The sequence below is a fragment of the Streptomyces sp. NPDC005808 genome, assembly GCF_042871385.1.
GTDB lineage: Bacteria > Actinomycetota > Actinomycetes > Streptomycetales > Streptomycetaceae > Streptomyces.
On record NZ_JBIAIK010000001.1, the window covers coordinates 377625 to 391963 of the forward strand.

Below are 14339 nucleotides of genomic sequence, written 5' to 3' on the forward strand. Positions count from 1 at the left end.
AGCCGCCCCGCCTTCCGTGCGTTGATCAACCTGCCCAGGGTTACAGGGAGTCACTCACCCAGTCCAGAGAGTGAACCAGTACAGATGGATCTGTATGGGTGGCGTTCCTGTCGGGGTCGCGGGGGTGGCCGGAAGGCTGGGCGCATGACAGCTCAGCAGGCCCAGCGGGCCCAACCACCCGTGACCGTAAGCGTGTTCGTTCAGTGGTTCCCCGCGACCCGCCTCGGCGCGAGCCTCGCGCGCCGGTTCGCCGTCGGGCAGCTCGGCGGCTGGGGTGTCCCGCCCGGCGCCCCGCTCTCCGACACCGTCGCTCTCCTCGTCGCCGAGCTCGCGGCCAACGCCGCCCGCCACGGACGCGTGCCGGGGCGGAACTTCGAACTGCGCCTGTCGTACGAGCACGAGACCGCCGTCGTACGGGTCGAGGTGTCCGACACCCACCTACGACGGCCGGACCCCTCGGCCGTCGTCATGGCGGCCACAGATGCCGACGGCGGCAGGGGCCTGGCCCTCGTCGACGCCATCGCCCACCGCTGGGGTGTCGACGACCGCATCGGGCCGGGCAAGACCGTATGGGCCCAGACGGCGCCGGTCGGGCAGTGAGGCGGCAGGACGGATCAGGCGTACCGCCGCACGGCAGGTGCCCGTGCGACCAGGGCTCGTAGCTCCTCCCGGCCGCGCTCCACGACGGCCAGGAGTTCCGCGGGCCGGGCGTCCGGCGGCAGCGGGGTGTCGGACACCAGGTCCAGAACCGTGCACGGCGTGTCCAGCCAGCGCAGGAGGGCCCGCCAGTGCTGGGTGCGCTTCGCGGGCAGGGACAGGTCCCAGGGGTCGGCGGCGTACGGGGTGCGGTCCTCGCCGTAGGTGTGCAGCAGGCCGGAGCGGCGGACCAGACAGGGGAAGCAGAGACCGCAGTGGGCGTAAGGCACCCGGCCGCGCCCCCGGGCCGGGGGAGTGCCACAGCTCAGGGTGGCCTCCAGGATGTCCTGGGGCAGGCCGGCGTCCCGGGCCGCCGTGCACACCTCGCCCTTGGTGAGGGCCGCGAAAGGGTTGACGACCCGGACCGCCTGCTCCGGCCGGTCCGCGATCGCCTCGATGATCCGGTTGAGGTGGTGCAGCGTCCACGGGTGCACCGAGCGGGTGGAACAGGCACCCGAACGGGCCGCGGACAGCGGAGGATTGAGGGCGAGCTGCCCGTTCTCGGGGACGTGGACCACGGGAACGTGCTCGGCCGCGGCGGCATGCACGGCCGTGGCGGCGTACAACAGGCCGCGAGAGCGCGTGGAGCGTTCGAGGACGAACGTGGCGTCCTTCGGCCGGCGCACGGTCTGGCTCTGTTCGAAGCGGCGAAGGGCGCGCTCGCTCTGCCGGAGCACGGCCTCGTACACGGTGTCCTGGACCGATTCGAAGTTCCGTTCCTCGAACGTGACCAGGAGCAGGGCGCGTGAGCTGCGTACGGTGGCGCGCTGGGCCGCCCAGCCCAGGGAGTCGAGGCCGCCGGAGAACAGGGCCACCTCGCGGGCGTACTCCTCTGGACCGAAGGGCAGCGGGCGGGAGCGGGGACGCTCGGCGGCGTCGAAGGGGCGGAACTCTACCTCCCAGCGGTCACCAGTGACGGTCGTGAGCAGCGTGGTGAGGTGCGGGAGCGCGCGGGTCCACGCGTCGGGGGCGGTGACCGGGACGGACAGCCGGATGTGGCGGGTCCAGTGGTCGAACGTCTCCTCCCGGGAGGTGCAGCGGTCCGCGGCGAAGACGGCACGGGCGACCCGCTGGAGGTCGTCGGCCCAGTCCGGGGCGGGAGCCAGGAAGTGGTGGCGGTCGGGCGCACGGGCCGGGGACTCCCAGTACAGGGCGTCGCTCAGCGGCTGCCACGGGGGCTCCGGGGCCGGGGCGCGCGGGTGGGAGAGCCAGGAGTGGAGGACCGGTGTCCCTGTCATGCGGCTGGTGTCTCCTCGCTCGGAGGGGCGGTCGGCCCGGCCGCGATACCGGCATCGGCGTCGGTGAGCAGACCGAGTGCCGCGCCCACCGCACGAGGGACGAGGCCCCGCGCGACCTGCGCGAGCGTGCCGGCCGTCGGATCCTCAAGGGCCGCGACCGCGTTCTCGGCCTGCTCCGCCGCTTCCGTGAGGTGCGCGGCCTCCTCGCACGGGTTCGGCACCAGGTGGAGCACCTGCCCGGCGACCCAGTCCGCGATGTGGTCCTCCGGATCGGCCAGCGGCAGCACCGGGACCACGAGTTTGATGTTCTCGGCGACGACGATGTGCAGGAACTCGGCCACGATGTCCGCGAAGAACCACTGGTAGAGGCCGCAGAGCAGGTCGCCGGACCAGCCGGATCCCCCGGGGGTGAGAGCCTCGGGGTGGTGTGTGGCCATCCGGTCCGCGGTCGCCGCGGCAGCCCGCCGTACGGCCGCGTCGGCAACGGTCCCGCCGTCGCCGCCCACGGCCGATACGAAGTCGGACAGGAAGGCCGTACGGACGTCGCCGTCGTCCGCGTCGGCCGCACCCGCCTCGTCCAGGTCGTCCAGGCCGGTGCCACTGCCCGCCGCCAGGTTGTCCATGGCGGCCGTCAGCCGTTCACCGGCCGCGCAGGCGGCGTCCTTCAGACCGAAGGCCGACGGGTCCTCGCGCAGGGTCCGGTGCAGTACGGCCAGACAGTCCTCGGCAATCGCGTCCAGGCGTTCCGTGGAGTCCGGCCGGCCGGGGCGCCACGAGGAAAGGCGCCCCCTGACGCGGCTCCACTCGCCGGCCGGAGAACCGGGATTCCCCCTCGGCCCCGGCCACCGTGATGACGTACCCACCCGCTCCCCCTCCGTCACAGGTCGGCGAAACCGCGCCCCGGCATGCCGTTGACGGCTCCCTCCTCAGGGGAACAGGGAGGCGGTCCCGCAGGGTAGGGCGCGACTCGGCCATGTCCGACGAAACGGCCGTGACCCGTGGGCGCGACGTTGAGTGAGGTGGAGAGGCCACTGTGGCGCAAGAGGTCACCCACGGTGATCAGCCGCCGTGCGAAGGGTGCGAAGGGCCGGTTCCGACCACGTACGGCCTGGCAAGATTGCCAGGGGGCGCGCAGCAGCAGCGTGTCACCGGTGCAGCCGGGATGCCGGGGTCCAGCCGAGTGAGGGAATGATCGCCTGATGCCGACCAGAGAGCTCGTTCTGCGTGATGTCATCGCCGTGAAGGACGATGTCCACGCGGGCAATTTCAAGATCGATCTCTCCCAGGGCTTCAGTGAGACCGAGGCGCGGGTGGCGGAGTACGTCGTCACCGAGCAGTTGCAGAAACAGTTCCGCAAGGCGCTCGGACTCGTCGCCACCGCCGTGCGCAGTGGTGACTCGCACGCCGCCTATCTGCACGGTTCGTTCGGCGCCGGTAAGAGCCACTTCCTGACCGTGCTGCACGCGGCGCTCAACAACCACCCGGCGACCCAGGGCAAGCCGCGCCTTGCCGAGGTCATGGCCGAGCACCAGGACTGGCTGCCCAGCAGCCGGTTTTTGATGGTGCCCTACCACCTGGTCGGCTCCACCGATCTGGACTCCGCGCTGCTCGGCGGGTATGTGCACACCGTGCGCCGGCTCCACCCCGAAGCGCCGACCCCCGCGGTCTACCGTGCCGACGCGCTGCTCGCCGACGCACACCGGCAGCGTGAGTTCCTCGCCGACGACGACAAGTTCCGGCAGTGGCTCGGAGCCGGGGCACCGACGGCGAGTGCCGCCGTGGTGGCGGACGAGGACGACGCCGACGACGTGCCCCTCATCGACGCGGGCACGGGCGACATCGCCGTCCCGGTCGACTGGAGCAGTGCGGAGCTGGACCGGGCCTTCGCCGCGGGGGCCGGCGACCCGGACCGCGACCGGCTGGTGTCGGCGCTGGTCAGCGGCCCCATGGCGGCGTACGCCCAAGCGGCCCGCGGTGACAAGGACTCCTTCATCCCGCTGGAGAATGGCCTGAAGGTCATCTCCCGGCACGCCCAGTCCCTCGGCTACGACGGTGTCGTGCTCTTCCTCGACGAGCTGATCCTCTGGCTCCAGGCGCACATGGGGGAGCAGGACTTCGTACGGGACCAGGTACAGCGCCTGGTCAAGCTGATCGAGTCCGCCGACGGGAACCGGCCGGTGCCGATCGTGTCCTTCATCTCCCGTCAGCGTGACCTGTCTCAGCTGATCGGCGCGGACGTCGCGGGCGCCGACGTGCAGAACCTCGAGCAGCAGATCGACTATCTCGCGGGGCGGATGGATGTCGTCGAGCTGGAGGACAGCAACCTCGTCGAGATCATCAAGCACCGGGTGCTTGCCCCGCGGCCCGGTATGGAGCAGGCACGCGACGACGCGTTCAAGCTTGTCGAGTCCTCCAGGGACGAGGTGCGGCAGGTTCTGCTCGACGCGCAGGGCCGTACCGAGGCGGACTGGGACGACTTCCGCACGCTCTACCCCTTGTCGCCCGCCCTCCTCAACGTCCTGGTCGACCTCTCCGGAGCTCTGCAGCGTGAGCGGACAGGCCTCAAGCTCGTGCAGGAGCTGCTCGGCCGACGCCTCGACGACCTCACGCTGGGCGAACTCATCCCGCTAGGGGATCTGTGGGACGTCATCGCGACCCGCACCGGCGAGGCGTTCACCGCCAAGCTGCGCGCGGAGGCGGAGACCGCCCGCCGCTTCCACGAGCGGGTGCGCGAACATCTGCTGACGAAGTACGGCTCCGCCGACGACAAGCGGTTCCAGACCGACGACCGGCTCGTCAAGACGCTGCTGCTCGCGGCCCTCGCCCCGCACGTACCCGCCCTGTCCCGGCTCACCGGCGGCAAGCTCGCGGCCCTGAACCACGGCACGATCAGGACACGGGTCGGAGACGCGGGCTCCGTCGCCGCCAAGCGGCTGATGGAGCTGCAGTCCGAGGGCTTCGACGGCGAACTGCGCAGTGAGGGTGACAGCGCCGACCCGGTGTTCCATCTGCACCTGTCCGACCTCGACGTCGAACCGCTCCTCGAAGAGGTGCAGGGCGTCGCCGACCAGCTCGGCTACCGGCGGCAGTGGATCAAGGACCAGCTGTGGGCCGCGCTCGGAGTCCCCGACACCCAGGCGTTCGTCTGCCTGCGGGAGGTCGTCTGGCGCGGAACGAAGCGCACGGCCGAGTTCGTCTTCGGCAATGTCCGTGATCCACACCTGCCCGACGAGGAGTTCAAGCCGCAGCTCGGCAGCGACCTCAGGATCGTCCTCGACTACCCCTTCGACGATGGCGACCACTCGCCGATGGACGACGTCCAGCGGGTCGACCGGATGAAGCGGGCGGGAAAGGCCGCCCCCACCGTCGTCTGGCTGTCCGACTTCCTCTCCGAGCAGAAGAGCCGCAACCTCGGACGCCTCCTCAAGATCAACTATCTGCTCGAACGGGACCGGCTCGAAGAACACACCGCCACCCGCCCCGCCGAGGAACGCATCCAGATCCGCAACCAGCTCAAGGCGTCCAGGGACAGCCTCACCGGTCAGCTCACCGACGCGCTCCAGCAGGTGTACGGCATCGCCAGGGCCGAGCCCGGGACCACGGGAGCAGAGGTCCCCGAGGGGAAGCACCTGCTCACCCTTCAGCCCGGCTTCACCCGCACCAACCCCGAAGCGGCCGTCAGCTTCGAGGAGAACCTGTTCCTCGTCGCCGACGGGATCCTTGCGGCACGCCACCCCAAGCACCCGGACTTCGACCCGCGCCTCACCCGTAAGGCCATCACCAAGGGCGACCTCAAGACCACACTGACGTGGATCAACCGGGCCATGGCGGACGGCACCCGCCGCGTCGTGGTCGACGGACATCAGCTGGTCACCGTACGGAAGATCGTCCACGCCCTGGGGCTCGGAGAGGTGCACGACGGCCCGCTCAACGTCACCAACGACTGGCGGCTGAGGATCAACAAGAAGGCGGCGGAGAACCCCGACACCGGCACCGACCTGTCGGTCGAGGACATCCGCACCTGGATCGAGGAGCTCGGCTACACCGGCCTGGACCGCAACGTCAGCAACCTGGTCATCGCGACCTACGCCCTGCTCGACGACCGCACCTGGGTCTACCAGACCTCGCCGCTGGCCCAGGCTCCCGACCTCGAACGGATCGGCCAGGGGTACGGGCTGCGAGCGGTGGAACTCCCAGGCGAGGAGGAGTTCACTGTCGCCCTGGGACGCGCGGGAAAGATCTTCGGCGAGACGGTCTCACGGGTGCTGTTCGCCCGGAACGTCGCCAACCTCGCGGAGAAGGTCCGCAAGGTCGCCGGCGACCACCAGCGGGCCGTCGGCGACGCACGCACCCTGCTGCAGGACAACGCCGCCCGCCTCGGCCTGGAAGGACCGGGCGGCGCGGACGCCCCGCGCATCAGGTCCATGAAGGCGGCGGCCGACCTCGTCGCGCGGCTCCTGCGTACCGATGCCCCCGCCTCGCTGGTGAGGGAGCTGGCCGCAGCGGCGTACGACGTCACGGACGGGGAGATCGGGGCAGCCCTCAAACAGGCCCCCGAAGTACTCACCGCGCTGCGCTCCCCCGACTGGACGGACGACCTCGACACGGTCCGTGAGCTCGCGAACCGGGACGACAGCGTCGGTGACCGGGCCGGCCGACTCCTCGCCCAGGTGTCCCGGACCGCCAACGAGCACGAGGAGGAGTCCTCGCTCGTGCCCGTGCTGGATGGGCTGCGAGACAGTACGAAGGCCTTGATGCGCGAGGCGACCCGGCTCGCGCAGGCAGCCCGGACCGTCGCGCCTCCGGAGCCGGCGACGCCCGTACAGCCCACCGCCCAGGACATCAGCTTCACCCAGCACGGAAATCCGCGGGTGCCCACGCCGCCCGTCACGACTTCTCCCGTCAACAACGGGGACGCCGCCCCCGTACACCGGAGCGGGTCCGACATCCCCCGCCCCGTACACGTCGTGGAATCCACGCGCCTCGAAGCGACCCTGGCCGCCACGGTCACCGGCATCGAGGCCGAGATCCGTACGTATCTCGACGCCCACCCCGAAAGCCGCGTCCGGGTCACCTGGCACCCGGTCGACGCCGACGCCACCGACACCGCCGACAGTGAAGGGACCGGAGACTGATGGCCCCCGCTGCCCCCCGGGTGGGGCGCCGCACCGTCGAAGCCCTCCTGGCCGCACACAAGGACAGCTTGCGCGAACGCAGCCTGGTCCTGATCCACGGCCGCTATGTGCCGGGAGCGCCGACCCGGTTCACCACGACCGTGGACGAGGAGCCCCGCCGCGTGTTGGTCCGCGACGAGTCCTCAGTCCTCGGCGTGATGGCCGCATGGCACGACCACCGGGACATGGCCGGTCCGGGCGATGTCCTCGTGGTCACCACGGGCATGGACGACGAGCAGCTCGGCTGGGACCTGCGCGGGCGGGCCGTACACCGCCGCACTCTCACCGTCGAGAACGCGGAGGTCGTCACCCAGCGGTTCGGCGCCACCGGCCTCGACGTACGGATGTACGGCATGGAATGGCTTCTCGAAGCGCTCCTGGAAGCCGAACCCTCCGACACGGGCTGGCCGCGCGTCGGAGGACTGCTGACCCTCGACACGGCCCTGCGCGCCCTGACCGTGCAGCGCCTCGGCCTCGGCGAGACCGCCCCCGGGCCCGGCACCCAGACCCAGCCGGCCACGCTCGACACCGACACCCTGCTCGCCTGGTCGCGCACGCCGGCGGGACCGCTCCGCTTCGCGGAACTTCCCCCCACCGAACGCGCGGAACTGAAGAAATGGCTCGGCGACACCGCGGGCCCCGCGGCACCGGTGCTCCTCTCCCTCGCTGAAGCAGGACTCGGTCAGGACGCCATGGCTCTCGGCGTCCTCGCGGCGGCGCTCCGGGATCCGGCCGTGGCTCCCGACACGGCCCTCGCGATCGGCAGCCTCTTCGGACAGGTCATGCCTCGCAGGGCAGCCCTCAGCGCCTTCACGGACGCAGTGGAGGGGACCCTGACACGCTGGATCGCCCAGGCCAGGACCAGCCAGGCCGCCCGACAGAAGGTTTTCGCCGTACTCGACCGGGCCGACGAACTGGCCGGCACGGCGGGCCTGGCCGACACCCTTGCCAGCAGCCGGTTCCTGCCCACCGGATTCGCCGCACAACTCGGCCGGACCGTTGCCGAAGCACGCCGTTCCTCCGCGGCGGGTGAGACGGCGCTCGCCGATCTGGCAGGGCACGGCCTGGCCGCGCTCTACCCAGACCGGGTACAGGTGGCGGAGATGGCGGTGCGCGTCGCACGCTGGCTGGAACGGGCCGAACCGGCCGTGCCCACGGTGGACGAAGGCATCCGCTCCCAGGTCACCGACTGGGGCTGGGCGGACCGCGCGCTCACTCTCCTGTGGGCAGGAGACCCCGGAGGCGATCTGACCACGGCCCGTGAACTGCGAGGACTCTACGAACAGGGCCGTGCGCGCAGAGAACGTCTCGACGAGCAGTTCGCCCGCCGCCTCGCGGCCTGGTCCGTGCACGCCACCGCGCACCAGCCGAACGGCGCGCTGGTCATCGAGAACGTCCTGGAGTCGGTGGTACGTCCGCTGACCGGTGCGGGTGCGCCCCTGGTCGTCGTACTCGACGGGATGAGCTGCGCGGTCGCCATACAACTCGGTGAGGAGATGGAGCGCGAAGGCTGGCGGGAGGTCGCGCCCAGGCCGGCCGAGGGACAGCCGGCGGGCCGGATGGCCGCCGTGTCCATGCTGCCCTCCGTCACCCGGACGAGCCGCGCCTCACTGCTCACCGGGGAACCCGTCCGGGGCGGGCAGTCCGTGGAGACCGCGGGCTTCAGCGCCTTCTGGAAGCGGCGCCGCAAGGAGGCGGCTCTCTTCCACAAGGCGGATGTCGGCGGTGAAACGGGTCACGCCCTGTCCCACGAACTCATGGGCGCGCTTGCCTCCGAGGCAGTCGTAGGTGTCGTCCTGAACACCATCGACGACGCACTCGACAAGGGACAGCAGGGACGCGGTACGGCCTGGGCCCTCGACGACATGACCCACCTGCGGGACCTGCTGTCGGCGGCCAGAGGGTACGGGCGCCCAGTCGTCCTGGTCGCCGACCACGGACACGTCCTGGAGCGGGGCAGCCGTAGTGAGAGCGCGGCCATGTCCGTGACCGGAGCGGTGTCTCCGCGCTGGCGTACCGGCGGGCAGGCCCAGGACGGAGAGATCGAGATCCGGGGGCCCAGGGTGCTGGAAGGGGGCGGGACCGTCGTCGTGCCGTGGCGTGAGGACATCCGGTACACCGGACGCAAGGCCGGGTATCACGGAGGCGTGTCACTCGCGGAGGTGACCGTCCCTGTGCTCGCCCTGGTCGCAGTGGCCGAACAGACACCCAAGGGCTGGGAGGGGCTGCCGCGCGAGCGGTCGACCCCCGCATGGTGGAACGAGCCCGTGCCGGGAGCCGATCCCGCCCCGACGGCCGTTCCGGAAGCCGGGAGCGATGAACCCGCGGTGCCGACGGCGCCCCGCCGGGACGCAAGTGTCACTGCCGGTGTCGTCCATGCCCGCCAGAGCTCTCCGACCGCCATGCAGGCCACCACCGGCTTGGGCAGCGAAGTGGTGGCGAGTGAGGTCTACGAAGCCCAGAAGGAGTATGTCCGCAAGGCTCCGGAGGCGAAGGTCGTCGCCGCGGTCATCGACGCTCTGGTGGCCGCGGGCGGCACCATGTCCCCGGCGGCGCTCGCTGCCGCGATCTCCGCGACCGGACGCGTCCGGCGCAACATCGAGGGGTTCGTCGCCACGGTCCAGCGGCTGTTGAACGTCGAGGGATATCCCGTCCTCGGGTTCGTCGACGCGGGGCACGCGGTGAAACTTGATATTCCGCTGCTGCGCGACCAGTTCCTTCCGCAACCGAAGCCCAAGGAGTAGAGAGATGACGCTCTCCACCCCGGTGAGCGTGGCCAGGCGCCGCGAGGTCATCGACGCACTGCGGCGCGGCACCGTACCGCAGGCCGGACTCGACCTGTTCGCCGTTGGGCTCGGCCGGTTCGAAAGCGCCCTCGACGAGGACCTCGCCACCGTCACCCGTGAAGGCGCTGCCTTCCACGCGATCCGAGGCGACTACGGCTCCGGCAAGACGTTCTTCGCCCGCTGGCTGACCGAGCGTGCCAAACGCGCCGGACTCGCCACCGCCGAAGTGCAGATCTCCGAGACGGAAACACCCCTGCACCGCCTGGAGACGGTCTACCGCAGGCTCACCGAACGCCTGACCACCGCCACGCACCAGCCCAGCGCGCTGCGGGCGGTCATCGACTCGTGGTTCTACACGCTGGAGGAGGAGGTCCTCGACGGCGGTGACACGGACGAGGAGGACGAAGCGGCGCTCGCCGAGGCCGTGGACGCCCTGATGGAGCGGCGGCTCGCCGATGTCGCGCGTACCACCCCCGCGTTCGCCGCAGCGCTGCGCGGCTACCGCCGAGCGGTCGCAGCAGGGGAGGGGGCCACCGCGGAAGCGCTGATCGCCTGGCTCGGCGGACAGAAGTCCGTGGCGGCGTCGGCCCGCCGCTCGGCAGGGGTCCGCGGAGACCTCGACCACTTCGCAGCCCTCGGTTTCCTCCAGGGGCTGCTCACTGTGTTGCGCGACTGCGGCCACCCCGGCCTTCTTCTCGTGCTCGACGAGATCGAGACACTTCAGCGGGTTCGCGGAGACGTCCGGGAGAAGGGCCTCAACGCGTTGCGGCAACTCCTTGACGAGATCGACGCCGGCCGGTTCCCCGGGCTCTTCCTCGTCATCACAGCCACCCCTGCCTTCTACGACGGCCAGCAGGGTGCGCAGCGACTCCCGCCGCTGGCCCAGCGCCTGGCCACCGACTTCACCACCGACCCGCGCTTCGACTCGCCTCGCGCGGTGCAGCTGCGCCTGCCGGGCTTCGACCTGCCCCGCCTCGGCGAACTCGGCAGAACGGTCCGCGACCTCTACCAGGGGGCTGCGGCCCACCCCGACCGGGTGGCAGCACGCGTCGACGACAGATACATCGGAGAGCTGGCCACCGCTGTCACCGGCGGGCTCGGCGGCAAGGTCGGCGTCGCGCCGCGCGTCTTTCTGCGCAAACTTGTCGCCGATGTCCTCGACCGGGTCGACGAGTTCGAGGACTTCGACCCACGCGAGCACTACGCACTCACGATCGCGGACTCCGAACTCAACAGCACCGAGCGCAATGCCGCGGCCGGCGACGCCGACGACATCGCGCTGGAACTGCCGTGAGCACGGACGGCGAGCTGGAAACGGCGCTGGTCCACCACATCGTCAACACCCTGGGCTGGAAAGGGCTGCGTCCGCTCCAGGAGGCGGCGGTGGGTCCCCTTTCCCGGGGCGAGGACGCCCTTCTTCTGGCACCCACCGCCGGCGGGAAGACAGAGGCGGCATGCTTTCCGCTACTGTCCAGAATGCACAGCTCCCGGTGGACCGGTACGTCGGTGCTGTATCTCTGTCCCCTCAAGGCGCTGCTGAACAACCTGCTGCCGAGAGTGGAGACGTACAGCTCCTGGCTCGGACGCAGCGCCGCGCTCTGGCACGGCGACACCACCTCCGGGGCCCGCACACGCATCCTGGCGAATCGACCGGACGTCCTGCTCACCACCCCGGAATCACTGGAAGCGATGCTGGTGAGCGTCAACGTCGATCACGTGTCGTTCTTCTCGGGGCTCCGTGCGGTCGTGGTCGACGAGGTGCACGCCTTCGCCGGTGACGACCGGGGCTGGCATCTGCTCGCCGTACTGGAGCGACTGCAACGCGTCGTGGGGAGGCCGCTGCAGCGTGTCGGGCTCTCGGCAACGGTCGGCAACCCCGACGAACTGCTCACCTGGCTCCAGGGTTCGGGGGCGGGCAAGCGCCCCGCACAGGTCGTCGCTCCACACCTGGACGCGCCGGTGGCCGCACCGGGCGGCACGCCCTCCGCCTCCGTACCGCCCGGAGACGTCCAGCTCGACTACGTGGGATCGCTCGAGAACGCGGCAACCGTCATCAGCACGCTGCACCGCGGAGAGAAACGCCTGGTCTTCTGCGAGTCACGACGCCTGGTCGAAGAACTGGGATCAGCTCTGCGTGCCCGGGGGGTGACCACGTTCCTCTCGCACGCATCGCTCTCGCTCGACGAACGCAGGCGCGCGGAAGCGGCCTTCGCCGAGGCACGGGACTGCGTGATCGTTTCAACCAGCACCCTGGAACTGGGCATCGACGTCGGTGACCTGGACCGGGTCGTTCAGATCGACGCCCCATCGTCGGTCGCGTCCTTCCTGCAGCGAATCGGCCGTACCGGACGTCGGCCCGGGACATCACGCAACTGCCTCTTCCTCACCCTCGACGAAGCGGGCCTGCTGAGCGCGGCAGGGCTTCTCCTGCAATGGTCGCGAGGCTGGGTCGAGCCGGTGGTGGCGCCCCCCGAGCCGCGGCACATCGTGGCCCAGCAACTGCTCGCACTCTGCCTTCAGGAAGGCAGCGTAGGAGGCAATCTGTGGCATGAATGGTGGAACGGCCTCGGGCCGTTCGGCCGGTCCGCGGAACCGATCGTCAAGCACCTGGTGGCAGAGGGATACCTCGACCAGGACGGCGGACTGCTCTTCATCGGCCCAGAGGCCGAGCGTCGCTTCGGGCACCGGCACTTCATGAACCTCACCGCGGTGTTCACCGCTCCACCCCAGTTCACCGTCCTACAGGGCCGGATGGAGATCGGCCGCACCGACCCCAGCCTTCTCACCGAACAGGTCGCCGGCCCTCGCCGGCTCCTGCTTGCCGGCCGGAACTGGCAGGTCACCTACATCGACTGGCGTCGCAAGCGATGCTTTGTCGAACCGGTCGACGGTGGCGGAAAAGCCAAGTGGAGCGGAGCCGGATTCGGTCAGGGGGCCTCCTACCGGCTTGCCCGTGCGGTGCGTGAGGTGCTGCTCGGCATCGACCCGCCGGTGAATCTGACGAGGAGAGCGCAGGGTTGTCTGGAAGAAGCACGGGAGCGCTTCATGGGGCGAGTACACCCCGGGGGCACCCTGATCGTGCGAGAAAACGGGAAAGCAGACCAACTGCGCTGGTGGACCTGGGCCGGGCACCGGGCGAACGCCACCCTGGCAGCGACTCTCGGCGGCGTCGCGGTGCCAGGACAGCGAATCAATGATCACTGGGTGCGCCTACGGGACGACCTCACGCCGGCGGACTGGAGACTGGCCCGGCAGGACGTGATGGAGCGCCTGGCCTTGCCCGATATCGATGAAAAGGCCATACGAGGTCTGAAATTCGGGGACGCGCTTCCCCCTCGGCTGGCAGAGGCCACACTGTCGATCAGGCTTGCGGACCTCGAGTCCGCAACTGCTGCGCTGTCCGAGCAGGTCCGCTTCATGGGAGGGGGCGTCTGAGCTGCATGGTGCTGGGATGGAGCCCCCGTGCTGGGATCGTGCTGGGATGCCCCCCTCCAGAACTGTATTTCCGCAGCTGGGAGCTCTGCAGTAGATATTCCGGTTCAACGTGTGAGCGGATGAAACAACACTACGTTGGCGGCCTGGCAAGCACGCAGGTCAAATGGGGTCGACTCTTCCGAGGGTCGGCCCCTTGCTGTTTCCCGTGCTGGGATGGTGCTGGGTTTCTGGGTTTCCTGATAGGTCGTCACCTATTTGGTTCCGCTCGGCGGCGACAGCTGTAAGTGGTACGTTATTCGGTACCACTCGATGTAGGGAGTCAGCCCATGTCCATAACTGCGAGCGAAGCCCGTAAGGCTCTCTTTCCGCTGATCAAGAAAGTCAACGACGATCACGAGGCCATCGAGATCGTCTCCAAGCATGGCAACGCCGTGCTCGTCTCGGCTGAGGATTACGCAGCGTTGCGCGAGGGCTCGTATCTCCTGCGCTCGCCTGCGAACGCGCGGCGGCTGCTCAAGGCGTACGAGAACGCTCTGAGCAACATCAATGTGTCGGAGCGCGAGCTGATCGATCCGGATGCGGCGGCCCCTGGTGCGGGTGCTGCGTGAGACTTGCCTTCGAGGATCAGGGCTGGGAGGACTATTCGTCCTGGCTCAAGAACGACCGCAAGATGCTCGCCCGGATCAACAAGCTCATCGAGGATGTCAAGCGTGACCCCTTCACGGGGATCGGCAAGCCCGAGCCGCTCAAGGACCACTTGCCTGGGGCGTGGTCGAGGCGGATCGACGACGAGCACCGCCTTGTCTACCTGGTCATGGACAAAGAGATCGTGATCCTCGCAGCCCGCTATCACTACTGACCGCAGGGCTGTCCGTGCTGGGTGCCGCTGCTGGGGATCCTTGGCGAGTAGGGCTGTGATCAGTTTTTTCGAGTGATCCTCGTCCGTACCGAGAACAAAGCCGGGTACGCCCGTACGTCGACTGCCCGGCAGGGGTTGACGAGTCGGCTCG

At 69.8% G+C, this 14339-nt stretch carries 9 protein-coding genes; 7 read left to right on the forward strand and 2 right to left on the reverse strand.

The genetic code is table 11. From position 1 onward, the window contains the following. The first annotated feature begins 144 nt into the window (after positions 1-144). Positions 145-600: an ATP-binding protein gene (locus ACFYPC_RS01760; protein WP_388669046.1), complete on the forward strand. Its 456-nt coding sequence runs from the start codon at positions 145-147 to the stop codon at positions 598-600. Positions 601-614: 14 nt separating this feature from the next. Here the strand turns inward: ACFYPC_RS01760 and ACFYPC_RS01765 are convergent, their stop codons facing one another. Together ACFYPC_RS01765 and ACFYPC_RS01770 are read right to left on the reverse strand one after the other, a co-directional pair. Beyond that, the gene (locus ACFYPC_RS01765) at positions 615-1934 is read right to left on the reverse strand and encodes a 7-cyano-7-deazaguanine synthase (RefSeq protein ID WP_388669049.1); all 1320 of its coding nucleotides are present in this window, start codon (positions 1932-1934) and stop codon (positions 615-617) included. After that, positions 1931-2797, reverse strand: a complete 867-nt coding sequence (locus tag ACFYPC_RS01770; protein ID WP_388669052.1) for a hypothetical protein — start codon at positions 2795-2797, stop codon at positions 1931-1933. The genes ACFYPC_RS01765 and ACFYPC_RS01770 overlap by 4 nt, the downstream gene beginning before the upstream one ends. Before the next feature lie 336 nt (positions 2798-3133). Between ACFYPC_RS01770 and ACFYPC_RS01775 the strand changes: the two genes are divergently transcribed. The 6 genes from ACFYPC_RS01775 (at position 3134) to ACFYPC_RS01800 (ending at position 14188) form a co-directional block, all read left to right on the forward strand. Continuing rightward, positions 3134-7069, forward strand: coding sequence for a PglY protein (locus ACFYPC_RS01775; protein WP_388669055.1), 3936 nt, complete (start codon positions 3134-3136; stop codon positions 7067-7069). Beyond that, positions 7069-9852, forward strand: a complete 2784-nt coding sequence (gene pglZ, locus ACFYPC_RS01780) for a BREX-2 system phosphatase PglZ (RefSeq protein WP_388669058.1) — start codon at positions 7069-7071, stop codon at positions 9850-9852. The genes ACFYPC_RS01775 and pglZ overlap by 1 nt, the downstream gene beginning before the upstream one ends. 4 nt (positions 9853-9856) lie before the next feature. Further along, complete coding sequence (brxD, locus tag ACFYPC_RS01785; RefSeq protein ID WP_388669061.1) at positions 9857-11188, forward strand: BREX system ATP-binding protein BrxD; 1332 nt, start codon at positions 9857-9859, stop codon at positions 11186-11188. Then, positions 11185-13329, forward strand: coding sequence for a DEAD/DEAH box helicase (locus tag ACFYPC_RS01790; RefSeq protein WP_388669064.1), 2145 nt, complete (start codon positions 11185-11187; stop codon positions 13327-13329). Before brxD ends, ACFYPC_RS01790 begins: the two co-directional genes overlap by 4 nt. 326 nt (positions 13330-13655) lie before the next feature. Beyond that, entirely contained in the window at positions 13656-13937 is a 282-nt protein-coding gene (locus ACFYPC_RS01795) for a type II toxin-antitoxin system Phd/YefM family antitoxin (RefSeq protein WP_388669067.1), read from the forward strand. Next, entirely contained in the window at positions 13934-14188 is a 255-nt protein-coding gene (locus ACFYPC_RS01800; protein WP_388669070.1) for a Txe/YoeB family addiction module toxin, read from the forward strand. The genes ACFYPC_RS01795 and ACFYPC_RS01800 overlap by 4 nt, the downstream gene beginning before the upstream one ends. The last annotated feature ends 151 nt before the right edge of the window (positions 14189-14339 follow it).